This window comes from Anaerolineales bacterium (assembly GCA_015075625.1).
Classification (GTDB): Bacteria; Chloroflexota; Anaerolineae; order Aggregatilineales; family UBA2796; genus UBA2796.
In genome coordinates this window covers 469668-493456 of sequence record JABTTZ010000001.1, presented here as the reverse complement: position 1 = coordinate 493456, position 23789 = coordinate 469668, and the positions used below count along the sequence as shown (strand labels likewise).

General features: G+C 55.0%; 20 protein-coding genes and 1 pseudogene. 10 read left to right on the top strand and 11 right to left on the bottom strand.

Translation table 11 applies throughout. The features are described 5' to 3' along the window. The first annotated feature begins 179 nt into the window (after nt 1-179). A complete protein-coding gene (locus tag HS103_02150; GenBank protein MBE7511603.1) occupies nt 180-434 on the top strand; it encodes a hypothetical protein in 255 nt (84 codons plus the stop codon). 92 nt (nt 435-526) lie between these two features. Here HS103_02150 and HS103_02145 read toward each other — a convergent pair whose 3' ends face one another. The 5 genes from HS103_02145 to HS103_02125 are packed head-to-tail and all read right to left on the bottom strand — an operon-like array spanning nt 527 to nt 6411. Continuing rightward, nucleotides 527-3013, bottom strand: a complete 2487-nt coding sequence (locus HS103_02145) for a hypothetical protein (GenBank protein ID MBE7511602.1) — start codon at nt 3011-3013, stop codon at nt 527-529. Next, complete coding sequence (gene sucD / locus HS103_02140) at nt 2916-3794, bottom strand: succinate--CoA ligase subunit alpha (protein MBE7511601.1); 879 nt, start codon at nt 3792-3794, stop codon at nt 2916-2918. The genes HS103_02145 and sucD overlap by 98 nt, the downstream gene beginning before the upstream one ends. Beyond that, nucleotides 3791-4978: an ADP-forming succinate--CoA ligase subunit beta gene (gene sucC / locus HS103_02135; GenBank protein ID MBE7511600.1), complete on the bottom strand. Its 1188-nt coding sequence runs from the start codon at nt 4976-4978 to the stop codon at nt 3791-3793. The genes sucD and sucC overlap by 4 nt, the downstream gene beginning before the upstream one ends. Before the next feature lies 1 nt (nt 4979). Beyond that, complete coding sequence (locus tag HS103_02130) at nt 4980-5843, bottom strand: PIG-L family deacetylase (GenBank protein MBE7511599.1); 864 nt, start codon at nt 5841-5843, stop codon at nt 4980-4982. A gap of 4 nt (nt 5844-5847) precedes the next feature. Next, the gene (locus tag HS103_02125) at nt 5848-6411 is read right to left on the bottom strand and encodes an adenine phosphoribosyltransferase (GenBank protein ID MBE7511598.1); all 564 of its coding nucleotides are present in this window, start codon (nt 6409-6411) and stop codon (nt 5848-5850) included. A gap of 185 nt (nt 6412-6596) precedes the next feature. Here HS103_02125 and mce point away from each other — a divergent pair, with 185 nt between their 5' ends. After that, on the top strand, nt 6597-6998 hold the full coding sequence (gene mce / locus HS103_02120) for a methylmalonyl-CoA epimerase (GenBank protein ID MBE7511597.1): 402 nt from the start codon (nt 6597-6599) through the stop codon (nt 6996-6998). A 24-nt stretch (nt 6999-7022) separates the two neighbouring features. Continuing rightward, complete coding sequence (locus tag HS103_02115; GenBank protein ID MBE7511596.1) at nt 7023-7295, top strand: hypothetical protein; 273 nt, start codon at nt 7023-7025, stop codon at nt 7293-7295. Between the two features lie 147 nt (nt 7296-7442). Here the strand turns inward: HS103_02115 and HS103_02110 are convergent, their stop codons facing one another. From HS103_02110 to HS103_02095, 4 genes are all read right to left on the bottom strand, one after another. Then, nucleotides 7443-8237 carry a histidinol-phosphatase HisJ family protein gene (locus tag HS103_02110; GenBank protein ID MBE7511595.1) on the bottom strand — a complete coding sequence of 265 codons (795 nt, stop codon included), beginning with the start codon at nt 8235-8237 and terminating at the stop codon, nt 7443-7445. A gap of 4 nt (nt 8238-8241) precedes the next feature. Continuing rightward, complete coding sequence (locus HS103_02105) at nt 8242-10557, bottom strand: DUF4012 domain-containing protein (protein MBE7511594.1); 2316 nt, start codon at nt 10555-10557, stop codon at nt 8242-8244. A 99-nt stretch (nt 10558-10656) separates the two neighbouring features. Next, nucleotides 10657-11250: a hypothetical protein gene (locus tag HS103_02100; GenBank protein MBE7511593.1), complete on the bottom strand. Its 594-nt coding sequence runs from the start codon at nt 11248-11250 to the stop codon at nt 10657-10659. Beyond that, complete coding sequence (locus HS103_02095; protein MBE7511592.1) at nt 11237-12904, bottom strand: UDP-N-acetylmuramoyl-tripeptide--D-alanyl-D-alanine ligase; 1668 nt, start codon at nt 12902-12904, stop codon at nt 11237-11239. The genes HS103_02100 and HS103_02095 overlap by 14 nt, the downstream gene beginning before the upstream one ends. A 206-nt stretch (nt 12905-13110) precedes the next feature. On the opposite strand from HS103_02095, the gene HS103_02090 reads away from it, so the two are divergent. Beyond that, nucleotides 13111-14214, top strand: coding sequence for a WXG100 family type VII secretion target (locus HS103_02090; GenBank protein ID MBE7511591.1), 1104 nt, complete (start codon nt 13111-13113; stop codon nt 14212-14214). A 65-nt stretch (nt 14215-14279) separates the two neighbouring features. Here the strand turns inward: HS103_02090 and mscL are convergent, their stop codons facing one another. Further along, nucleotides 14280-14693, bottom strand: a complete 414-nt coding sequence (mscL, locus tag HS103_02085; protein MBE7511590.1) for a large-conductance mechanosensitive channel protein MscL — start codon at nt 14691-14693, stop codon at nt 14280-14282. A gap of 302 nt (nt 14694-14995) precedes the next feature. Between mscL and HS103_02080 the strand changes: the two genes are divergently transcribed. Continuing rightward, the gene (locus tag HS103_02080; GenBank protein MBE7511589.1) at nt 14996-16117 is read left to right on the top strand and encodes a sensor histidine kinase; all 1122 of its coding nucleotides are present in this window, start codon (nt 14996-14998) and stop codon (nt 16115-16117) included. A 10-nt stretch (nt 16118-16127) separates the two neighbouring features. After that, nucleotides 16128-16790 carry an NYN domain-containing protein gene (locus HS103_02075; GenBank protein ID MBE7511588.1) on the top strand — a complete coding sequence of 221 codons (663 nt, stop codon included), beginning with the start codon at nt 16128-16130 and terminating at the stop codon, nt 16788-16790. 135 nt (nt 16791-16925) lie between these two features. Here the strand turns inward: HS103_02075 and HS103_02070 are convergent, their stop codons facing one another. Further along, the gene (locus HS103_02070) at nt 16926-18854 is read right to left on the bottom strand and encodes a peptidylprolyl isomerase (GenBank protein ID MBE7511587.1); all 1929 of its coding nucleotides are present in this window, start codon (nt 18852-18854) and stop codon (nt 16926-16928) included. A 377-nt stretch (nt 18855-19231) separates the two neighbouring features. Between HS103_02070 and HS103_02065 the strand changes: the two genes are divergently transcribed. From HS103_02065 to HS103_02050, 4 genes and pseudogenes are all read left to right on the top strand, one after another. Continuing rightward, complete coding sequence (locus tag HS103_02065; GenBank protein ID MBE7511586.1) at nt 19232-20083, top strand: NAD(P)-dependent oxidoreductase; 852 nt, start codon at nt 19232-19234, stop codon at nt 20081-20083. A 317-nt stretch (nt 20084-20400) separates the two neighbouring features. Beyond that, on the top strand, nt 20401-21315 hold the full coding sequence (locus tag HS103_02060) for an IS982 family transposase (protein MBE7511585.1): 915 nt from the start codon (nt 20401-20403) through the stop codon (nt 21313-21315). A 116-nt stretch (nt 21316-21431) separates the two neighbouring features. Next, complete coding sequence (locus tag HS103_02055; protein MBE7511584.1) at nt 21432-22400, top strand: hypothetical protein; 969 nt, start codon at nt 21432-21434, stop codon at nt 22398-22400. A gap of 377 nt (nt 22401-22777) precedes the next feature. Then, nucleotides 22778-22858, top strand: a pseudogene (locus HS103_02050) (chitin deacetylase). Nucleotides 22859-23789 lie beyond the last annotated feature (931 nt).

Below are 23789 nucleotides of genomic sequence, written 5' to 3'. Positions count from 1 at the left end.
TCTGTATAAAGCGAACGTCCTGCCTTCACCAAGAACATAAACTATCTGCCTATAGCGCGGAAATCATTCCCAAACAACACTCCCTTGCCTATATCTTTCAAGGCAAATTCTGCTACAATGTGGTCATGCGCTGCCCACACATCGCAAACCTATTTTCCCGTGAGGAGGCGTAAAGGCGGATGTCGATTTTGCCCGGTTCGGAGGGGTTTCCCTGGCGCGATGATGGCTTGGACGAACTCACCCGATTGATTGGCGAACTCTACGAACAAGCAGAGGTCAATTTTCTGAAAGTTTTGGCGGCGGGTGCGGTCTTAAACCGCGAACAAGTTTGGAAAGGCTACCACGAAGGTGTGGCGCTGGAACAAGACATGTATACCCTCAGCCGACTCTATGGGCGTATCGGGGTGAACGCCCGCAAAATGCCCCCCCAATAAGGGAGGCAACTCCAAATTCTCATATGGTCTTATCAAACGCCTTGCTGCCCCTCAAGGCGTTTTTTGTCTAGCATCATCCTCGACTCAGCTCTTCACTGTTTTATGCGGACGACCACAGGTATGACAATCCCCCCACGTTCACTTTGCCCCGTCGGGCTAAACCCATCCCGTCCAGACATATCGGCACAGGGCAAAATCGTCCGCGACTCGCACGCCCCAATCCGCACGTAAAGGTAATATTCGCCAGCGGGTGTGTCTGGCGGCAGATGCACCCAAAAGCGATCCCGCACCACCCCCCCTACCGACCATCGTAGTGAGGCAACCCCTCCGGGGTGACGGTGAATACTTTGGGCATAGGGTTGGTCTTCCCCCGGACGCCTCAGCCATACTTCCGATTGCAGCAGCTCCGCCAGCGGGCGCGACGCCACCCAGTAGACATCCAACGTCAGCGGCTCGCCGCGCAAAGGGGTTGCCGTCTCCAGACGGTAGCCTAATAAGTCAACCCCACCTTGAAAAAAACGCGGGAGTGGCGTATAGCGCTCAACCCCTGTGGCGGCGGGGAGGGCGCGGATGAGCGTCACCCCGCCGGCAAAGACACACAGCAGTAGTCCGCCCCCGACAACAACCCCCAACGATGGCTGTGACCCCCGCCATTCCCGCCGCTCATTACCAATCCCTGCCCACCGCCGACGGGTGAGGAAAAGAATCACCCCCCCACCCAAAAAGGTGATCAACCATCCCCAATCACGGGCAGGTGTTCCCCCAAACCGAATTGTCAAAGCCCCGTTCACCGCCGGAAGCCGAAGGCTGATTAATCCCTCCGCCGAAGGGCGCAGTGAGAGCGCTATACCATCAAGCGCTGCCGACCACCCCGGAAAAAATAATACACGGAGTTCGGCGGTTGTCTCTACTTGTGTGTTCAAGATGTATTCGTAGCTTAATGCCCCAGAGGGGACACCGCCTAGCTGTGTCTCTGCGCCAATCCCCGCCACATTCAGGCGCTCCAAACGCCCCTCTCTCAGAGTGGCTAGGTAATCGGGCAAGGGGTCGAGCGGACGAGGAGTCTGGATCGGCAGCAGCACACCCTCACGAAGGGTCCCAAACTGATCGCCGCGCAATTCGGCTGTGGCGGCTTTCAGGGAAAGGCTAAGGGGGTTCTCTGCCCCTAAATCGCTGTTCCATGGCGGCGGGGTAACGACACCCAGGCTTGAGAGTAGGGAAATACCACACAGTCCAATGACCCCAAGGATCTCCCACCGTAAAGGGCGACCCTTCAACCAACGTCCTACTCCGGCACTGGCTACGGCAAAACAAAACAAGGCGACCAAAACCGCATGATAGGGTTGCGGTGCTTGAAACCCTTCCCCTCGCCACAATCCACCAAATGAAGGGAGGGCAAAGATCACAAAAACAATCCCTAGTATGGCACACAGCAGCACATCGCCCCCTTCTCCCCGCCGCTGTTGAAGCACAACACCCGCAAAAGCAAGGAGGGCAAGGATCGGCGCTCCCCACCCTATCCCACGCGGAAAAAGCGGCGTTAAGAGTCTCGGATCGGAAGGGAGCGGTGAGCGGAATATTTCTGGCAGAGAAATTGACCCTCCATACGTTGAATCGCCCGAAGGCAGCCAGTGGATCGCCTCCGTTTCAGCAACAGCGGGCAGCCAGAAAAAGGCAGTCAGACAAATCGCCCCCAAAATTGCCGCCCCTTGCAGTGCCAGCACCGTTTGCCATCCAATACGCTGCCTGCCAGAGTGCAAATGCCGTCCGGTAATGAGCAAGGCAAGTAATACCGGAGTGGCAAAGGCGACGATCCGCGCATCGGTGAGTGCAAATGCCGTTAATGCCAGAAGCGCGGCAAAGAACGCCTCTCGTCCCGGGGTCAGCCGAATGGCATCCAACCCCCACACGGCAAAGGGGAGTGCCGCCATTGCCATGACCAGCGCCAGATCGCCAGAATGATAGGGCAGGGCAGAGAGGAGCGGCGGGGCAAATTGATAGGCAAGAGCGCCAATCAGCCCTCCCCCTGCGCCAAAGCGCCCCCGACAAAAGAGGTACATCCCTACGCCCGCTGCCAACATGCCCATCACCAAGAATGCCTTTACGCTCTCGGTGGGGGTTGCCTCGGTAAGTGCCTGATGCAGAGCGGGCAGCACATGAGGCAGCGGCGGAAGGTAATTGAGCAGCGGCGAACCATAGCCAAAATAAGCCTCTGGCAGCCAACGCGGAAAAAGAACTCCCCCCTTTGCCAATGCCGCCACTTGTGCCGAGCGGTATTCATAAAGGGCAGCATCCGTGTTGGCGGGCAACCCAGGGCGGGTCATCAGCGGGAGTGCTGCCAACAGACCAAAGGCGAGGACGATCAATAAGCAGGGATCAAGCCGGCGCGGTTCACTATGCATCCATGCCGGAAGCGCCTCACGGGGGATCGTATGGACACCCAAATATCGTACCGTCTCTCTCCTCGCCTCACTGTGCATCTCACCGACCACTGAGCAGTTCGGGAATGTAATCGGGATGATCAGCAAGGCGGACATTCGCTGCACGGAGCGCGGCGACTTTTCCGGCGTGTGTCCCAAACGCCCCTTCAATCAACGCTCCAGCGTGACCCATCTGCCGCCCTTCTGGGGCGCTTTTTCCGGCGATGAACGCTACCACTGGCTTCGTCAGGTGGTCGCGGATATAGGCGGCGGCGCGTTCTTCTTCATCCCCGCCAATTTCGCCAATCAAAACAATCTGGTCGGTCTGTGGATCGTCTTCAAAAAGCGCCAAGACCTCGGTAAAGCTCATCCCCACCACTGGATCGCCGCCAATGCCCACACAGGTACTTTGCCCAATGCGGTTTTGGGTCAGGGTATGGAGGACTTCATACATAAGCGTCCCCGAACGGGAGATCACCCCAACATTGCCCGGCATGGCAATTCTACCGGGAATAATCCCCACCTTTGCCGCGCCGGGCGTCAGAAGACCAGGGCTGTTCGGACCTACCAAGCGGGTGTTCGTTCCCGCCAAGCGAGAGCGAACACGCAGCGTATCTCGAATGGGGATTCCTTCCGTAATGCATACAATCAAGGTGATCCCGCCATCAATTGCCTCGTAAATGGCATCGGCAGCATGGCGCGGCGGGACATAAAGAATCGAGGTTGTGGCGTCCGTCGCTTCCCGTGCTTCTCGCACGCTATCGAAAATAGGAACACTCTCAAACCAATCTCCGCCCCGCCCAGGGGTAACACCCCCAACGATGATCGGAGCGTGATGATCTTTGCCATAAGCAATCATTTGGCGTGCATGAAAGCTCCCTTCGCGTCCGGTGATCCCCTGGACAATGACCCGCGTCGATTTATCGACTAAGATGCTCATGGTCGCGCCCCGCCCACCGCGCTAATCGCCCGTTCCGCTGCCTCAATGAGAGTGATCGCTAAATGAAGATGGGCTAACTCCGCCGCACGCAGCAGCGCCCGCCCTTCGTCGGCATTCGTCCCAGCCAGCCGGCAAATGATCGGGATGTTCGGGTCACTTTCTACGGCAACGGTCAAAATGCCTTCCGCCACCTCGTCAGCGCGGGTGATCCCGCCAAAGATATTGATCAAAATTGCCCTCACATTGGGGTCATTGAGGATCACCCGTAAGCCCGCCGCCACTTGGTGCGCCAGCGCCCCACCGCCCAGATCAAGAAAATTAGCCGGAGCGTGCGGCATGATATTCGCATTACTGATGGTGTTGTGCGGTTTTGCAAGGGCGGAGACATAACCAATAGCGTCCATCGTCGTCATAGCCAGACCAGCGCCATTGACCATGCAGCCAATATCACCGCCCAAACCCACATAGCGCAGCCCTGCCTGCCGTGCGCGGCGTTCCAGCGGGTGTTCTGCCAGCCCATCGTACATCTCGGCAAGGTCTGGGTGGCGAAAAAGGGCATTGTCATCAAGGATTAAGTTGCTATCAAGGGCAATCAACCGCCCATCCTCGGTAAGGGCAAGGGGATTAATCTCGGCAAGGGTGCAGTCATTCTCGAAGAAACAGCGCGAGAGCGCCTGGGCAATGCTGATGAAGGCTGACCAGTGTTCCCGTTCCAATTGAATGCTGTTTGCCAACGCCCGCGCCTGAAAATCGTGCAAGCCGAGGTCAGGATCAAGCATCTCACGACTCACCCCGCCGGAACGTGAACGGATCGCTACCCCGCCAGCGGGTGACGCCATGATCACCGGACTGCGAGCGGAGCGATCCAGCACCACCCCGATATAGAGTTCTTGCCGAATACCGATGATCGGTTCGATCAAAAGACGCTGTGCCGTAAACCGCCCAATGGTCATGCCGAGCATCTGCGCGGCAACCTGTCGGGCGTCCTCGGCGCTGTTCACAATCCGAATTCCCCCTGCCTGCCCACGTCCATGAGTGAGAACTTGCGCCTTGAGGACAACCCTTTCCCCAAGCCGTTTGGCGTTGTCATAGGCTTCTTGTGGGGAGGACGCCACCCCCCCCGACAAGACGGGAATCCCATAACGGGCGAGAATGGCTTTTGATTGGTATTCGTGAAGGTTCACCTCACGGGCGCTCCGCCGCGGGTGTTAGCCCAATGAACAGGTCTTGCCCGTTGTGGTCAGTGGGCAGCGGCACCCCCTCGGCAAAGGCGTAAACCTCGGTGGCACGAAATTCCTTCCACTGGTCTTCGCCAATAACCTCAAATGCCCCATTCGGTTGAATCTGGGTGCGGTGTTTCATGAATGAATCGCGCTTCAAATCGACATAGGGCGAGACATTAATGCGGTGGGTGATTTCCTCATCGGGAATACCCATTGTGTTGACATCCACCCCCTGAAAAATGGAGGGTCTTTCCATGTCGCGCAGCATGGCATCAAACATCAGCAAAATGGCTCTGGCTGCACCTGTATAGTACAAGCGCTGCGGCTGAAAAACGCCCCCATAGGACTCCACTGGGTAGCGAGCGACATCTGTCGCCGCACGAAAGGCGTCCGTCGTCCAGCGGTGAGCGGCGAGATGGTCGGGATGCCCATAAACGCCTGTCCGGTCAAAGGTGACTACCACATCAGGCTTAAATGCCCGCATGATGCGGACGATACGCCCCGTTGCCTCGTGCGGGTCGGCGTTGATAAAGGCACGTGGGTCGCTGTTGGAGGGCGATCCCTTCATCCCACTGTCTCGAAAATCCAAAAAGAATACCTCGTGAATCCCCACCACATTGGCGGCATCAACAAGCTCTTGTTCGCGTACCGCCCCCAGTGTTTCCGGTGTGGCAAGGGCAGCGTCGCTAATCTCCCCAACCTCGCCACGAGTGGCGCACACAAGCCCGCTGTAATCACCCTTTCCCACACAGTGACGAAGGTAGCCAGTAATCCCTTGTTCGTCGTCAGGGTGGGCATAGACGGCAAGAATTCGGAACGGTGACATACGTCTAGTTTCCTTCTTTGGTAAAGACGGGCAAATGCCCTAGGGCGATTACATCCGACCACTTTGCCCGATCCCCCTCGGTGAAGATCGCCGCCTGTGCCACGATGTTCCCCCCCGCTTTTTCAACAATCAAGCGCATCCCCTGAAGGGTGCTGCCCGTGCTGATTACATCATCGACCAGCGCCACATAGCGATCCTTGATCAGGGTGCGGTCTTTCTCATCAAGGTAGAGGTCTTGGGGTTTACCCGTCGTAATGGAGAGCGTCTCCGCGTGAAGGGCGTCGCCCATATAGGGTTTATACGATTTGCGCAGGACGATGTAGGGCAAATCCATCACAGAGGACAGGGCATAGATCAGGGGAATGCTTTTTGCCTCCGCCGTCACGAGGACTTCCGCATTATGCTCCGAAAGCTGAAGGGCAAGCTCTTTTGCCGCCGCCTGAACCAGTTCGGTATCCCCCAAAATATTTAGAATGGCGATACGCACCCCCGGCGCCACCTCAAAGAGAGGCAGATCGCGGGTGACACCAGCCACAGTAACGGTATGATGGTCATGATTGTGTGACATAGGTAACATTGTCCTATCGGCGTTGATTCAGACGCATTTTACCCCGCAATGGGATTTGGGGGACGGATTGCCCTGAATAATTGGGTGTGGCGTCTTTGAGATTTGCCCGCAGACCTTCGCCGTAGTAGATTTCATCTAGATGAGCCTGACCGCCCATCCTGAATAAATCACACAAGGAACAGACAATGCCCGCGATCAATCATTTGGCAATTGTTGTTGAAGATATTCAAGCCGCGTTAACCTTTTGGCGAGATGCGCTTGGCTTGCCCTTAGGGAAAATGGAACGCAACGAAGGTGAGGAGGTGGATATTGCCTTCTTACCGCTTGATTCAGGGGAGATTGAACTTCTTGCCCCCATCAACGAAACGAGCGGCGTTGCCAAATATATAACCAAACGGGGGGCAGGACTGCATCACCTTTGTTTAGAGGTTGCCGATCTCGATGCGCTCATCGTCCGCTTGCGCGAACACAGCGTGCAGATGATCAACGACACGCCCAAGACAAACGAAGAAGGTAGGCGCTATGCCTTCATTCACCCTAAAAGCGCCTTTGGCGTTTTGGTTGAGCTATACGAGGCGGCACGGTAAAAAGGCACAGAGGAGTCCCCGATCGTGAATAATCCAGGTGCGTTCACCTTTCTCATTTTATTTGCCCTCACAACGCTGATCACCTACCTTGCCATTCGCCGTCGTTGGACAACGATTCCCCTTGCTGCAACGGTGGGCATTTTCGCCAACGTGATCTTTTTCATATTGTTTTCACTGGCACAGGGCAATGTATTCCTTCATGCCCTTTTGGTGGGGGTTATTTTGGGGGTCGTGTTCACAGGCATGGCGGCGATCATGGCGTCGTTTTTCCGCAACAACAACCCCGCCGGAGCATAAGGCGCTCTCCCCCGGCACAACCTCAATTTTCCCTTCTTCCTGTGGGAGGAGGGTGAGGCGCATTCAAGCCCCAAAGGGGGGCTGTTTTCAGCCCGGTGGTTTAGTGGCGGGCGTAGGCGGACGCGCTGTAGCGCGTCCCTACGGGGATTACAGCGCCGCCCACCGGATGATTTTCCGCCCTTCAAACAGGCTGACGTGCTTTAATCCGGCGGCAAGGGCGCTGTCCCGTGCGGCAATCATCCCTCCCCCAACGCTCTCTGGCTGGTGGGCATCACTGCCAAAGGTCAGCCGTTTCCCGCCCATCTCGGCGTACCATCGCAAGGCGTCTGTTGCCGGATGCAGTTCCGCACAGGGCAGGCGCAAGCTGCGCGTGTTGATCTCCGGCGTGATGTTCGCCTTCAGGCACGCCGACCACACCGCGCACAGCATATCTTGGAACTGGTGTGTATCAAAGGCGCCATACACGCCGAATGAGGTGCGCTTCACCACATCGATATGGGCGGCAATATCAAACCCGCCATGTTCAACCATCCGCGCCATCTCGCTGAAATAGGCGGCGAAGGCGTCCTGTGGTTGGCGGGCGCGATAGTAGTTTGCGTCAAAAACGCTCTCATTGCCTACCCAATGAACACTCCCCAACACGAGATCGTAAGGGTAGCTATCAAGGATAGGCTGAACACGCTTCCAAAAACGGTGCGGCTCACCCACCTCCACTCCGGCGCGGATGGTGAGATCAGGGAACATCGCCCGACAGCGTTCAATATCCTCGAAATAGTGATCTGCATTGTAATACCCCAAATCCATATCCAATGTATGGCTATTGAGGTGATCGGTAAAGGCGAGTTCTTGGATGCCAATGGCGACGGCGGCTTCGCACATTGTTGCCATCGGCGCTTTGCAATCCATACTGTTATCGGTGTGGACGTGATAATCAATACGCATCGGCTTAGTGATAGATGATCTCGATTTGCTGATCCGTCGTCAACTGCATCCGAAATTCCAAGATGGTGTTTTCCACCTGAAAGGTCGTTGTTGGCTCCGGACGAATGGTGAGAACGCTTGCCCCACGTGGCATTTTCACTTGGACGGTGGTCACATCGCCCCGCGTGCCGGGCTGCTTTTGGAGTTGCAATATATAGCGTTTGTACGTCCCAAACTCGCTCACAACGGGCAGCGTTTTGTAGGAAAGTTGGTAACGTTCTGTCGTGTCGTAGGCGACAAGAACGTAAGTCGTAAACGATGTGTAGCGTTCCCATTCGACGGTGGTGATGGGGTCTTCTACATTGTTTGAGCCGGTAAGCTGCGCCCCACGAGGCACAAACACCTGTAAGATGTTCCCATAGTCGATCTGCGTTCGGTAGTGTTCAGGGCGCACCGCCGGATCGCTTTTCGCCCGCTCTGCCGAGTAATCGTAAGCAATGGCAACCCGATTGATTGCCGTCCCGTCCTCTTGCAGTTCGACATCAAGGACAACCTCACGGGCAATGCTGCTGTTCGATTTATTGCCCATGTTCGCATCGGCAACCAAGAGGTAGTCCCCGCGTCCTGGGTTTTGCGCTCCCGACCACCCCAGCAGAGATACAACCTCGTTCAAGCGTTGATCTTGGAAGTAAATCATGATGTGCTTTTCGCGCATGGCACGCAGCGCCGCATTGAGCAGTTTTTCTGAGTCTTGCCCGCTGACCGATTGCCAATTGGTGAGGATTTGTTTGTAAATGGCGGCAAGGAACGTCTTATGTTCCTCCGTTGCCGTGCCAGCCGCACGAACGGCGTAGATCACATCGCGGAAGTTTTTCGCCGTCACCACCTGATCAAAGCCCGGCACTTCAATCGGACCAATCGCCTCCAGCAACATTTCAAAGCCGACTAGATCAATCGAAATCACCCCGTTCACGGGTGAGCGGGGGTTGTTCCCTTTATCGTAGAACCATGCCGCCATCTTCGCTGTACTGGGAAAATCGACATACCAACTGCCATCCCACGCCGTGTAGATCGGGCGCGGGAACTGAATCCACCACGCTGGAATCATTAGTTCGGAGGCAAGCTCATCCGCCGGTGGATTCGGGCTAATATCCGTCGTCGCGCTGTACCCGTAATCGGTGATGCGGAAGCGCCGCACGCGCAGCCACCCATAGGTGCTGATGTAGCCCCCCGATGGGCGCAGTTCGTCGTTGTTTTGGGAGAGGATGAGGTAATTCTGCCCTTCGTTGATCCCAAACGCTTTCGTGATCAAATCCGGCGCATCACGCAAGACTTGGTTCAGCGCCTCAAGCTGCCCATGATATTCAGTGAATTCCTCAATTTGCAAGACCAAGCGCGGCGACACGCCCATCAGAGAGAGGCGATCCAAAATCAACTGCGCTGCCGTCAGGCGATCTCCCGCGCTAATAAAGCGTCCTTGTCCAATCTGGAGCAGTTCGACAATGCGCTCTCCAGCATTGATCTGTGCAGAAATGACGCGCTCATCTTGCCCTTTGGTCAGAAAAAAAAGGGTTGGTTGCAAGCCTGCCAACATGTCTTGGGCGGCAAGGGCGTCCAACTCGGCAACGGTCAGCACCTCGTAGGTCGTCCCCAAATCTTTATTCAAAAACGCCAGATGTCGCAGCAGACTCAACTGGTTTTTGGCGTTTCCCAAACTACGGATCAGTTCCGTGAGGCTGCTGTGAATACGCTCAACATCTTCGCTGGTGAACTGGTTTAGCGTCCGTCCGGCAAGGGAGGTCATCACGCGGCGCACCGCGCTGAGTGATTCCTGAACACGCACCGTTGCGTCGGTGGAAGTCACCGCAAACACGGCGAGGGGAATCACCGTTGCCAAAAGCAAGATCACGGCGATCACTTGCCATTTAATGACCTTCCGTAGTCGCTTGACAACACGTCGCAGGGGGCTTCGGCGACGCTTTTTCCGAATTTGCTCCTGCGCTACCTGAAGATCAGGGTCGGGTGTTTTATCGCCCGCCCGCAGCGCCCCAATATAGGGGTCGTAGACGATACCCGTTTCGGTGTCCAGATTGCGGGCAACCTTCAACAGGCGTACCAGCGCACGTTCGCCCTTCCGCGTGCGAAAATCCTTCGCCGTCAGCCGCGTCACAAGTGCGGAGGTAAATTCCTCTGCACTCGACGTATGAAAATCAACGAGAGTCGCCAACTGGGGGTCATTGGGAAACGCTGTCTCTAGGACAAAGCGACGCTCCGATTCTGTCCCGAAATGCCGCTCCAAAAGACTGATCAAGTTGCGAAACTGCTCATTCGTCAGTGCCATGAGTCGATGTGTTCCAATCAATAGCCATAAACCAGACGTATGGCGTTCCATTATAAATCAGATTGATGGAGTATCAACGGTACTTCGCCTATAAGCACTCTAGAAAGGTTCGCCGCCCTCCAGCCACGCCCGTACCGCGCTCCCCATCCGTTCCGTTGGGGTGGCGGCAATGATATCCTCAGGGGTAAACAGCGCTCTTGGCGTGATGTCTCCCTCCGCACCAGGAATACCTAGCGGACGCCCCAATCTGAACACAGCGCTCACCGCCCGTACTTCCAACCCATCGCGGCGCACCTGCTGAATCAGTGCGGTTTCCGCTGCGCCGTCGGTGAGAACCCCGCTGAGCAGCACCGTCGGCACGTTGTAATCATACGCCCCTTCAATCTGCGTCAGGTTTTCCGGGTTGGGGTAGACCATCGGCAGATCGCGGTGAATGGCAATGACCACCCCTAGCGGAAGGCAAAGAGGCATGGGCAGCAGGCGTGTGACCCCCTCGGCGGGCAGCCCGTCGGCAAGGGCATGGGCAAGGCGTACCAACAATGATGGGTATGAAGGGAGGTAGCCAAGCGTGATCTGGACGGGCTGAAAGACACCCTGTGGGGTGGCAAAGCGCCCATACTGAATCACCCCCACATCACGCAAGGACGCAGCGAGAGCAGCCCGCTCATGGGCATTGGCATCAGGCGTGGGCATAGACGTCAGGTAGATCGGTCAACATGAGTAGGGTATCGCCAGGGGTCAGAATGGTACGGTAAAGCGCCAGCGCGTCCTCTAACGTCGCTACCACATGAAGGCGTTCAGCGGGAAACCCCTTTGCCAACGCCCCAACCCGAATCGGTGCTGCCTGTTTTGCCCCGATTAAAATCACATCGGTGGCACATGCCGCCATGTGTTCGCCAAGCGCTTCGTTGCGGGTGTCACTCTCCGCCCCCAATTCAAACATCCCTGAGGAAATTACAATGCGGTGCGCCCCTTGCCTGTGCAGGTTGAGTACCTCCAACGCCGCCTTTGTCCCCACCGGATTAGCGCTGTAGGCATCATCAAGAATTACCGTTCCATCAGGGAACACGCGCCGCATAAGGCGGTGATCGGCGGGTTGGAGCGTTGCTGCTCGTGTCCCAATATCCCGCAGCGGCAGCCCAACATGATGCGCCACCGCCGCCGCTAGAAGGATGTTCGTGATATTCGTCTCCCCGTAAAGCGGCGCATAGAGCGGGGCGGATTCCCCCGTTGGCGTATGATACAGCGTGAAACGGACACCATCGGCGCTCAGAACAACCTCCCGCGCTTCAAGGGTTGCCCCTGTTGCCCCTTTCTGAGAGATGATCAGGCGCGTTTGAGGGTGTCCCCGTTCTGCCATTTCCCGCACGAGGGGATCATCCCCATTAAAAACCCCAACACCATCGGCGGGCAGCGAATCAATGATCTCGTACTGAGCCGTCGCCACGTTCGCCATGCTCCCCAACCGTTCTAAGTGCATCGGACCCACGCTGACAACAACGCCGATGTGTGGTTCAACCAACCGGCAAATGCTGGCATTCTCGCCCACAAAATAGGCGTCTGCCTCAGCGATAAAATAATCAAGCGGCATGGGTGTGGCAAAGGTATCATTCACATAACGACTGATGCCCATCAGGGTGTTGTAACTCTTGGGTGTCATGGCGGTGTTATAGCGGGCGCTGAGGAAGTGCTGAAGGTAGTGTTTCGTACTCGTCTTGCCATAACTCCCCGTAATGCAGATAACGCACGCCCCTGTCCCTTGTAGGCGCTCTTTGGCAAGGCGCATGTACTTGTGGCGAACCGCCTGTTCTACTGGAAAGAGAAGTACATTGGCGAGAGGGTGTGCGGCATGGGCAAGAATCATCGCCGTCACCCCGCTGGTTGCCCCGAAAAAGGCGAGCATAAGTGGCGTATCGGGTGACCCTCGCCCGCCGTTCACCAGCGCCATAATTCCATAAAAGGCGGGCGGGAAGATGCTCAGCAAACGGGCGACGGCGAGCAAACGAACGGCGCGGGGTGTTCGTACAAAAGGCTGTTTGACCTGTGTATCACGCGGCTGAAGGACGAGAAAGCCAACCGCCAACCCAAACCCCACTGCTAGATAGACAATAAACCCAACATTCAGCAGCGATCCCCAAAAAAGGGCGAGAAATGCGGCAAGTCCGGCGGCAAAAGGGCGATATTCCCGTTTTGTTCGCCGCAACCATTGAACGTAACGGGACGTTTCGTACCCTTCCAGTTGAAAATAGCGTGCTAGGTGGCGTGTGCGCCGCCATGCCCCAACGACCCATAGCGCTGAGAGTATGGCGACAATCAGGGGCGTGACGGAAGCGAAAAGGTCAATCACGGTAGGTGTTCCTACATTTCATCTCATCAGGTCTTTCGTGATGGTGATCATGGTGATATCTAAGATAAACCACGCTCTATCATAGCGAAATGATAGCGAAAAGTGTCACTACAAGTTCTTAACCACTCTTTCACATCCCAATTCCCTAAAGCTCTTGTAGACTATCGCCCAATTCAACACACGGGTTTCACTGGAGTATTCCTCGCATGTCTGCTGCTAAAATTCAAGCCGATTACGATCAACTTGGTCAGATTGCCGCTCAGCTTGCCAAAGAAGCCGGGCAAACCCTGAATCTTTTTCAAGCGCTCAAGGGCATTACCGCAAGCCTGACCGGAGGGGGCTGGGTTGGTGAGGGGGCTGAATCTTACGCCCGCGAGATGGAAGAACTTATCTTTCCTGCACTCAACCGCTTGGGGCATGCCTTGGAAGATGCCGGAAGCGCCAGCAAAAAGATTGCCGATGTGTTCCATCAGGGCGAAGATGAAGCCAGTGGCTTGTTCGGCGGCGAGGGAGCAGGCGTTACCTCTGGTGGGGCGGGCGGCAACCTCATGTCCGAATCGCTCAGTGGGGGGTCAAGCAGCGGGGGCGGGGCGTCTGGTGGGTCGGGCGTATTTGCCGCCCTCGCTGGTTCAAACAACACCTATTTCAAGCCCGGCGGGGCAACCCCCACCAGCCATTGGACGCGCAACGATGCCTACATGGAAATGATGGCAGAGATCAAAAAGCTCCCCGGTCCCGGCGGACAGGTGAAGTTTTTCGATGCCGCCGAACGGGTCACCAGTTCGCGGATGTTGGGCGGAACATCGTGGACGCCGGATTTTGTCATTAGCCAAGAGACCTTCGCCTTCACCAACAAGGTTGGGGAAGACCTCTACACCTTCAATGCCGCCAACGCCGCAAAGGTGATGAACGACCCCTACAACCTAACCGACCCCAACGGGACGGGAAAACCGATGGGGTCAGCGCTTGATCACGATTTGCACTACGTTCACGCCGAGCAATCCCGCGTGGAGAGTTTCATCAAGAGTGAGACGGCAGCCGGACGGCTGAACAGTTCAAACATTGCTGAACTCAACGACGCCATGAACGGCAGCAGTTCCAGCAGCACCGCTCGCAACCTGTTCTACAAAGCGATCAGCCCCGTTGCCGATACCGGCGCAACAGACTGGGCAAAGGGCTTGACGGGCGGCTCAATTGACTTTGGCAACCAATCCCACCGCGAGGCGATTGGCAAAGCGGCGGTCTTTCAAGCGCATGGCTACAGCCAAGCCGATTACATGAACTACATGCGCACCGGAAAAATGCCTTGATCAACGTCTTTCTTAATTTCCCTGATGGGCAGCTTATCGGCTGCCCACCGCTCGCAAGCCTATCTCTACTTCAACTTCGTCTCAAGTTTTTCCAACACAGCCACCAACTTTTCCTCGGTGGTCGGTCCGGGTGGTGCGGCTGGCTCTTTGGGTTCTTCCTTCTTAGCAAAGCGCTCGCCCATCCGGTTCACCGCCCGCACCAGCAAAAAGACGACAAAAGCGACGATCAGGAAGTTCACAATGGCATTGATGAACACCCCGATGTTAATCGTCACCGCCGGATTCTCCCCCACCTTCTCGCGGAGCGTGATCACAATTTGGGAGAAATCCACACCGCCCAAAATCAAGCCGATAGGCGGCATAATCACATCATTCACCAGCGAATTCACCACGCCCGTGAAGGCTGCCCCAATGATGATCCCGATGGCAAGGTCAAGGACATTGCCACGCATGATGAACTTCTGAAATTCTTTTAACATAGCCTCCCCCTTCGCAGAAATACGACGTGATTTGTTACCCTAATCTATTCTATCCTAACTAGCCCTCAAACAGGGGACAGCACAAGCCGATACAAAGCGCTCTCCCACCGTCTCGCCGCTGATTTCTCAGCGCAACATTGCGCGAACGGTCAGCCCCTATGATAATCATGCCTAATTGACCTTCAGCAAGCCATAGATATTTTTTCAAAGCATTCACTCAACGGGTGGAGAGTGGCTTTGCCTAAGGTGTGTGAATCATTTGAGTCTTCATCAGGCAATCTGGATCAGGGGTGGTTTTCGTCATGACGAACCTTCGCACAGCACCGCCAAGCCTAAACCTTCGCACCGTGATCGACAGTTTGGGACAGGGAATTCTTGTCTTTGATGCGGCAGACCGCCTTGTTTTAGATAATAAAGCGGCACGGGCAATTTTGGGTCCCAATTTGACCCTTATCCGCGCCGAGGGATGGGTTGCCTGTGCCATGCTTCTAGATGCTCGCCGGGTGGAGGGTCCAAGTGCGAATGAAATTCGCCAGCAGGCGCTTAAGCAAAATGAACCCGTCCGTTTCCATACGCTGCTCACCGGCGCCTATATTCCCTGTTGGGCAGCGGCGCTGCCGGGTGAGAACAACTCTGTATTCACCCAGATTACACTGGAACAGCCCGATTGGGTTGCTCTCCGCGAATTTATGACCACTTTCCGCAACGAGGCACGTTCGGCGGTGGAGAGTACACGGGGTCATGCCGACCTAATTGCCCAGATCATGCGCAAACGCACGCCTGGAATGAGCCTCGATCAGTTGGCGTCGCGGGCGATGGGCTTTGCCGACATCATCTCTACGAACATGCACCGCTTGGAGATGTTCCTCGACCAACTGCACCGCTTAGAGGTCTTGCGTACCGGAGCGCTCCCCAACGATGTGGCACGGCTGCGGCGCAAGGTCAATCTGTATGGCTTTATCGAAGATTTCCTTGAAGAAACCCAAGATGAATCGCCCCTTGATCCGGTGCGGGCTGAAGACCTACGAGATCGCCTCCAATTGAGCATCCCCAACAACCTGACCATCGTTGCCGCCCCTGAATACATGAAACGTATTCTGCGCGATATGCTCCGCAACGCGATGCTCTACAGCCCCAAAGGGACGCCCATCTCCATCCGTGCCCAACGGCTCATGCCCAGTGATGTCGTCCAGATTGATGTCGCTGACGAAGGCTGCGGAATTCGGGCGAAAGAAGCCGATAAGGTCTTTGCCCCCTTCCAACGGGCGCGTCAGCCGCAAGTTCTCGCAGAATTTGGCTATGGTTTGAGCTTATACCTTGCCAAAGCCGAGCTTGACGCGATGGGGGGGCGAATTTGGTTCGAGAGCGAGGAAAAAGTAGGCACAATCTTCAGCCTGAAACTTCCCGGTGGCTTTACGGAGTAGCGAGGGCACGATGATCTGGCTTATCGACGGGCATAATCTAATCGGGCAACTTCAAGACCTCTCCCTAGAAGACCCTCAGGATGAGGCAAAGCTCACACTGGCGATCAAGCGCTATATTGGGCGTTCCAACGGCAAAGATCGCGCCGTTGTCTATTTTGATAACGGGCTGCCCGGCGGTTTGTCGAAAGAGCTTTCCAGCCACTATGTCGAAGTCCGCTTTGCCCCCCCGCGCACCTCCGCCGATCACCTGATCATGCTGCGGGCGCGAGATTTAGGCAAAAGGCAGCGCTTCATCCTCGTCACCTCCGATGACAAAATGCGCCAGCTTGCCTTTGCCTATGGTGTTGAGTGCCTTGCCTCAGAAGAATTTGCCCTCATGCTTGGCTTTCGCCCCGTCGAAGTCCCCCTTGAAAACCCCGCTGCCGATCCTGAAAAGGCGACAGAGACGCGCACGATCATCATTTTTGAAAAAGACCCTAATCCCATCGTCAGCAAACAGGAAATCGCCTACTGGCTACCGATCTTCCAGCAAAAACTTCACGAAGCGCAGGCGGCAAAAATGGAAGCGGAAATTGCCGCTCGTCACGCCGCCCGCGAAGCGGCAGAGCGCCGTAAGGCGCAGCGTGAGGCAGAAGAACACGCCCAACGTCAGGCAAAAAAGCGGCGAGATTAGGGTGTATCTGCAAAGCGGCGGGCTGAATGTAGATTCCTTGCGGAGTTTCTCTGATTTTCGTCCCATGCTTTAGCGCGGGGAATGGGGCTTGCCCCCCACCAGCCTTTCCGGTGGGGGACGATGCACACTGTGCGGTTATTTATCGACCTCAACAATGACGATGGAAACGAGTTTGTCCCCCTCGAAGTTCGCCCCTTGTGAGGGGTCACGCGGGGTGATCGCCTTCAAAACATCCTCACCTTCCACAAGCTGCCCAAAGATGGAGTATCCCGCACTCTGAGCGCTTGGATTCAGGAAGTCCGTCACCACATAGGTGATGAAGAATTGGCTGCCCGCCGAGTTTGGATCGTTCGTCCGCGCCATGCCGAGGACGCCCACGCGGTCATAGCGAGCGGCTGGATTCATCTCCAACGGAATCAAGTAGCCCGGACCGCCTGATCCAGTGCCGGTGGGGTCGCCTGTTTGCGCCATGAAGTCGGGGATCACGCGGTGCCAGGTGATGCCATTATAAAACCCTTCACGGGCAAGGAAGATGAAACTGTTGACATGCAGAGGGGCAACCTCTGGGTAAAGCTGAAGGACGATTGCGCCCTTTTCAGTGGTGATGATCGCGCAGTAGACTTTATCGGGGTTCAGCGTCATGGCGGGTATGACGTTGAATTTCTTATCCTTCCCATCGATAATTTCCGTCCCCTCTGGCACTTTCACACCAACACATTTCCCTTCGCCTACCTTCACCGGGGTGAAGCCGGCAATCGGGGTGGGGGTTGGGGCGGGGGGCATGGGCGCGGGGAAACTGCTGTCCAAGAGAGCGATTACCTTCGCCACATCGCTCACCTTGATCGACGCCGCCACACGATCCGCAACGCCCGCCATTCGCTCCCAATCCGTTTTCAGGCTGAACGACTGCACAATCAGGTAATGCTGATCATCAAGGGCAAGCAAGACAATATCACGGGTGTAAGCACTGGCTTCGCCGGTTGCCGGATTTGTCCCGTTCACATCGGCGGTAAAGCCAGCGCCCTTAAAGCCACCATAAGTCACGGTGCGGAGGTTGTTTGCCGCCGCTGATCCAAAAATTCCGTTGAGAATTTCCTCAGGTGTTGCTGTCTGAGGTTGACCGTCAAGGTTGAGTTCCCACAACGGCAGCCCAAGAAGGCTCACGCCGAGGGTGTCGTTCCCAGTCACCGCAACCCCATAGCCAAGCGGACCGTTTTGGGGGAACGCCTTCACCTCCCATGTTTCGGGGTACTCGATGGTCAGTAGTTCATCGGGGCTAGTCCATGCTTTATAGGTAGAGAACCCAAAAGGGGTCACTGCCTGCGGTGTCGGCGTGAAGGTGGGAGCAGGCGTCAACTGACTCGCCGCCGCTTGGCTGACAATCTCTGCCACCACTTCGGGGGGAACGCTGCTGTTGAATGTTTCGCCCGTGCTGCTCTCTGGGCGGGTGAACCACTCCAACGTATAGCCCCCATCAAGGGAATACATCAGGGTGGGGGTGAATTCAACGCCAATCGTGTTCGCACGGATCAATGCCTGTTGGACGATCCCACGTGTTTCTCGCCCTGCCAAACACGTTCCTAGCGCATCGGCATCCAACCCTAAGGTCGTTGCCGTCGCTGTGACTAACTCAGGAGTGAAGGCATTCGCCCCTTGCGTCTCGTGAATGGCAAAAAGGGCATCGTGCATGTCCCAAAAGCCGTCTTGCCTATCCGCGCAGAGCGCTCCCATCGCTGCGGTCAACGAGGGGTCTTCGCCAAAGATCATGGGCATGAACAGCAGACGCGCCTTACCCGTCCGCACGTAATCCTCGATGAAGGTCGTGACAGACGGTTTGTAGCCCAGACAGCCGGGGCAAGAGAAATTTGAAAATTCAACAAGGGTAATCGGCGCAGCCGGGCTGCCGAGGATGGGAAAGCCTTCGGCGGTGCGGTCTTGAAGAAGATCGGCATATTGGCTGCCATCTTCCGCCTGCACCTGTGGTGGGGCGCTGATCAAAAAATTCGCCACCAGCGCAAAGACAAGCAGCGTGGCGGGGATGATAAGCCGTGTACGTTGTGACATAGACTGTGGATACCTTTCAAACCCACCGTGAACGCCGGGGGAATGGTGGCGATTATAGCGAATCTTCGTGAGGCAGTGGTGAGCGGGTTGCTCTTGAGTACAGATAAATAAGATAGAAACCGGAGAAATACGGACTCATCGGTATTGAGGACACACAATGGCGATTATCAGCATATTTGCCTGCCGATACTTCAAGCCAATTAAGAAGATCGAAAGTGAGGAATATACACCCCTAAATATTATAGCACAAACGGGTTTAGTAGATTTATAATGATTCACGGAGGGTGTATCATCCTTTTTTCTCTAGAAGTCCAAGGTAGCTTACCCAGCCTCCCTTTTTCAGTCACTAATGCCTAAACCGAGATGAGAGGTGCTTCATGAAGATCCTACTTGCAGGCGCGACGGGTGTCGTCGGGCGTAATTTACTGCCGCTGTTGAGCGCAGCGGGATATGAGGTCACTGGGACAACACGTCGCCCTGATAAACAGGCGCAGATCGCGGCGCTCGGTGGCCAGCCGCTGGTGATGGATGCGTTGGATCGAGATCGTGTATTCGCTGCCCTGGAAACAATTCGTCCAGATATTGTGTTCCACCAACTGACCGATCTTGCCGGGCGCGATTTCTCGGCTAATGTGCGTTTGCGCGTCGAAGGCACACGTCATCTTGTGGATGCGGCACGAGCCGTTGGCGTCAAACGCATGATCGCACAAAGCATTTCATGGGTGTGCGTAGCGGGGGAATCTCCTGCTTGTGAAATTGATCCCCTTGATTTGGATGCACCTCAACCTCGCCGTGAAACGATTCTTGGTGTGCAAGCACTGGAGCAAGCCGTCGCGGAGATGCCTATCGGTGTAGTGCTGCGTTATGGTCTTCTCTATGGTGCGGGGACATGGTATGACCGCGATAGTTTGATGACAGAACAGATACGACGTGGCGAACTTACAGCAACTGATGCAGTGAGTTCATTTCTCCATGTCGAAGATGCGGCACGGGCAGCACTATCAGCAATTGATTGGCCAGCGGGCGTATATCATATCGTTGATGATGAACCGGCCGCTGGAACGCAGTGGCTTCCGGTTTATGCGCGTTTGGTGAATGCGCCGCCGCCGCTAACACGTTTGGGACGACAAGGGTGGAAACGTGGCGAGTCTAATGCTAAGGCGCGGGCAGTAGGTTGGAGTCCCCATTACCGATCATGGCGCGAGGGCTTTGTGCACGTGCTAGCCTAAATCTCCTCCTATCCCGTATGCTGACAGCGAGATAGTATTAGCTAGGGCAATCCATCAAGCAATCTCACACATAAACTCAGTCAAGCGGATTGGATAATCATAAATCCGAATCACGCAGATCTCAGACTATTGGATATTCCTAATCTTATTGTTCGCGTGAACAATACTCCCGAAATTTCACATCTGCTGCGAGAAATATGTAGGTTGCTCAAAACTGGCTTTTTCTATCATACGCTCTATGTGAAATGTAGTTGACAAAAAGAGGTTGTTTGCCAAGATGGGAAGTTACCAAACAAACCATCAAAGGAAAACAACCCATGACCAGTATAGACCTTGAAACGCTGTTGACCATCATCTTTGTGCTGATTGATGATTGGTATCAAGCGAGAGGAGGCAGGATGATGAAGGGGAAAGTGGGACGCAAGCCCAGTTTCAGTGACAGTGAGGTGATGACGCTGATGGTGGCAGAGGATTACATCCCCTATCCTGCTGAGATGCAATATCTGGCGTTCATCCGTGCCAATTACTTGCCCCTGTTTCCGCAGTTGCTTGACCAAAGTCAGTTTAATCGACGGGCACGGGGACTGCGGCATTTGGTGGAAGCGTTGCGTTGGGAGTGGTTGATGGAATTGGGCGTGGGACAAGCCGACAAATACTTGATTGATACCAAGCCCGTGCCGGTGTTGGCTTACAAACGGAGCAAAGCCCGCAGCAACTTTCGAGGCAGTGCAGATGACGGGTATTGCGCCAGTCGCAACTTGCACTATTTCGGCTACAAACTGGTGTTGATTGCGACGCTGGACGGTATTCCTGTCGTCTACGATCTGGTGTCCGCCAACACCGAGGAAAGACAAGCGGCTGAAACGATCCTTGATGAAGTGTCCAACGCTGAAATCTTGGGCGATAAAGGGTTTGTCGGGGTTGAGTGGCAAGCCCAAATTCAGCAGCGAACGGGCAACACTTTGCCGACCCCCAAGCGCAAGAACCAGAAAATCCAACATCCTGACGGCTTTGAGCAGTTGCTCAACCGTGTGCGTGAGCGGATTGAAGGGGTATTTCACGAACTTCAGAATACGGGACGCAACTTGGAGCGTCTGTTGGCGAAGACGGCGCTGGGCTTGACCACCCGCCTGATTGCCAAAGTCACTGCTCACTTGCTCAAATACTTGTTGTGCCTTCGCTATGGCATTCATGTCCAGACTTTTCAATGGTCATCCGTTCATGCTTTTTAATTTCACATAAGACGTAAGATTCCTTAGAGTACCCTTTAGTCGCCACAGATTGTCTCACGCAAGCCGTACAGGATGGAGTCGATCTAAATCCATTTGTGCGATCCAACAACGGCGTTGTGCTCCTCTTTTTTGACTACTTCTTATGGAATGGGGCAGCCGCGTTTGCGCCGTCTCTGGGAATAATGCCCCAAATCTATATCGATGGCTCGCTTTACGCGATAGACCCTATCTTTGTGGGGAATGTTCAGTCGATGATCAATATCCCCTCTCTTCAGGCAACAGTTGCCCACGAGATCGGACATATTCTTGGGTTACTTCACTCCTATTCGCCTTACTATGTCCCAGGGGATGTCTATGGATCGGCATGGGATGTGATGAGCAACGCAGCCGGGACGCATCTTATCTATCCCACACCAAATCCTGTTCCCCCCTTGGCGACACCAACTGCCGCCTTCCTTGTCTCCTGTGGGCAGTGGCAGACGGTTGACCAAGTATGTATTCCCATCAATGCCATTCCTATTCATCGCTATTATGCAGGGTGGGTTCAGCCCGCAGAGGTGGAAACGATTAGCGCACCCACGACCAAAACCATTCGCCTGAAGGTTGTGGACAGTTCTCCGATTGATATCAACCAGAACGAACGGTACATGATTCGCATCGACCTCCCGACGCGAACGGAGGATGCTGACTTTTATACGGTAGAGGCACGCATGAAACGCCCCAACCAACCCAGCTATGATAATGGGCTTCCGATAGATCGTCCGGTGGTGCTTATTCATCGTCTTAAAGAGCCAGATTATGAGAGTCCCATTGCCCATGTTGGGCGACCTGTCATTCTTGACATTGATAAACGAACGCTAAACGCCGAAGGCTACCTAGTAGGATATATCTGCAATGCTGGAGAGGATGAACGAGACAATGCAAATGATGCAGGCGTGGTTTGGACTGTGGGTAGCGAATTCGTCGATCACGAACAAGATATTCGAGTGAGAGTGATGGATTTTGACCTAATAACAGAAAATTTTACTGTTAAAGTAGATATGGGACAAAACCTATCGTTTCCCCCTATGGATAAATGTCAATAACGATCAAGGCAACAGACGCGATCATCATGAAACCAAAAATTGCGACACCCTTTTGGCTAACCATCATTCTATTGATTATGACAGGGGTCATGTTGATCTATGTGAATGTTCAGCGATCCACCCCTCCGATTTACCTCGCCCCTGCCCAGGAAACTATTGATCCGACACGTGCTATACGCTTGATCACCTTAACCGTATTTTATGGCACTGTAGGCACGCCCATGCCCACAGCCCGCCCCTCAAATACCTTTACGTCGGGTCAGCATCTGACCGCCGAGTATTTTCAGAAAACGCTTATTTGGTTTAATGCACAAGCATGGCTTACGAATGATGCTAAATCCACACAAAGGTACTTCAACACTCTCACTGCCCTCGCCCCCACAGCAACCCCAACGCCAAGCCCATCGAAAACCGCAACGGCTACTCCCACACGGACTCCCACGCCGACGGCGACGCCCATCACCGCCCCTCCCCCCGGCGGCGGTGATCCCCTTTGCCCCGATGGGACGGGCGGCGAGTGGATGTGGGTCGATGGGGAGTTGGTCTTCATCTGCGGGGTGAGTTGGGAGTAGGGCGGACGGTGGCGGAGCGCCGATGGGTCGGGGCGCGATGCCCATCCGGGGATGGCGTTCCTCGGTGTCCCCCCGACGTGGTACGTGCCGGCGCAGGGGCAGTCCACGCCGACGCCCGTGCCGACGGCAACGCCGTTGGCGATGAATGTCCTTGTTCTATTCTGCAAATACAGCGATATACCCCCTCCCCCGCCTCCTTATGATGATCCCAACTGGTACCTGCAACAGATTTACTCAACCACATTCCCAAGTGTTACCCATTTTTGGTCTACCCAATCACGCGGTAGTGTCACCTTTCAACAGGTTACTTCTCACCCATATTGGCTAGACATGTACGATACCTATGCCAATTTGGTGAGGACGGATTCACTTTTCCTATTTCAACGCTGCGCAGATCGTGCTTTTTCGGAAGGGATAAACTTTACCAATTACTCAAGGAGCAACAACGGAACAGTTATTATGATATTTAACCATCTTTTAGTGGGTGATTTCACAGGAGTTGGGGCAACGTTCCTCAAATATGCCCCTCCCATAAGGCTTGGCAATACCCTTTATGACGTTGCTCCTATGCTTATTGCTTACGTGGATCGCACCATTTCTCCTCAGCCTTCCATCCAAAGTGGAATTGCCCATGAAATGGGTCATACCTTAGGTCTCTATCATACGGTCTCCCCTTATTACACACCTGAACCCGGTCATTCCTATGGATCCGCATGGGATGTCATGAGTAGTGATACGGGAAGTTACCTGATTTACCCTACCCCTGTATCAGCGAGTACGGCACTACCCACCTTTGTTCCCTGTGGGTAGTGGGATC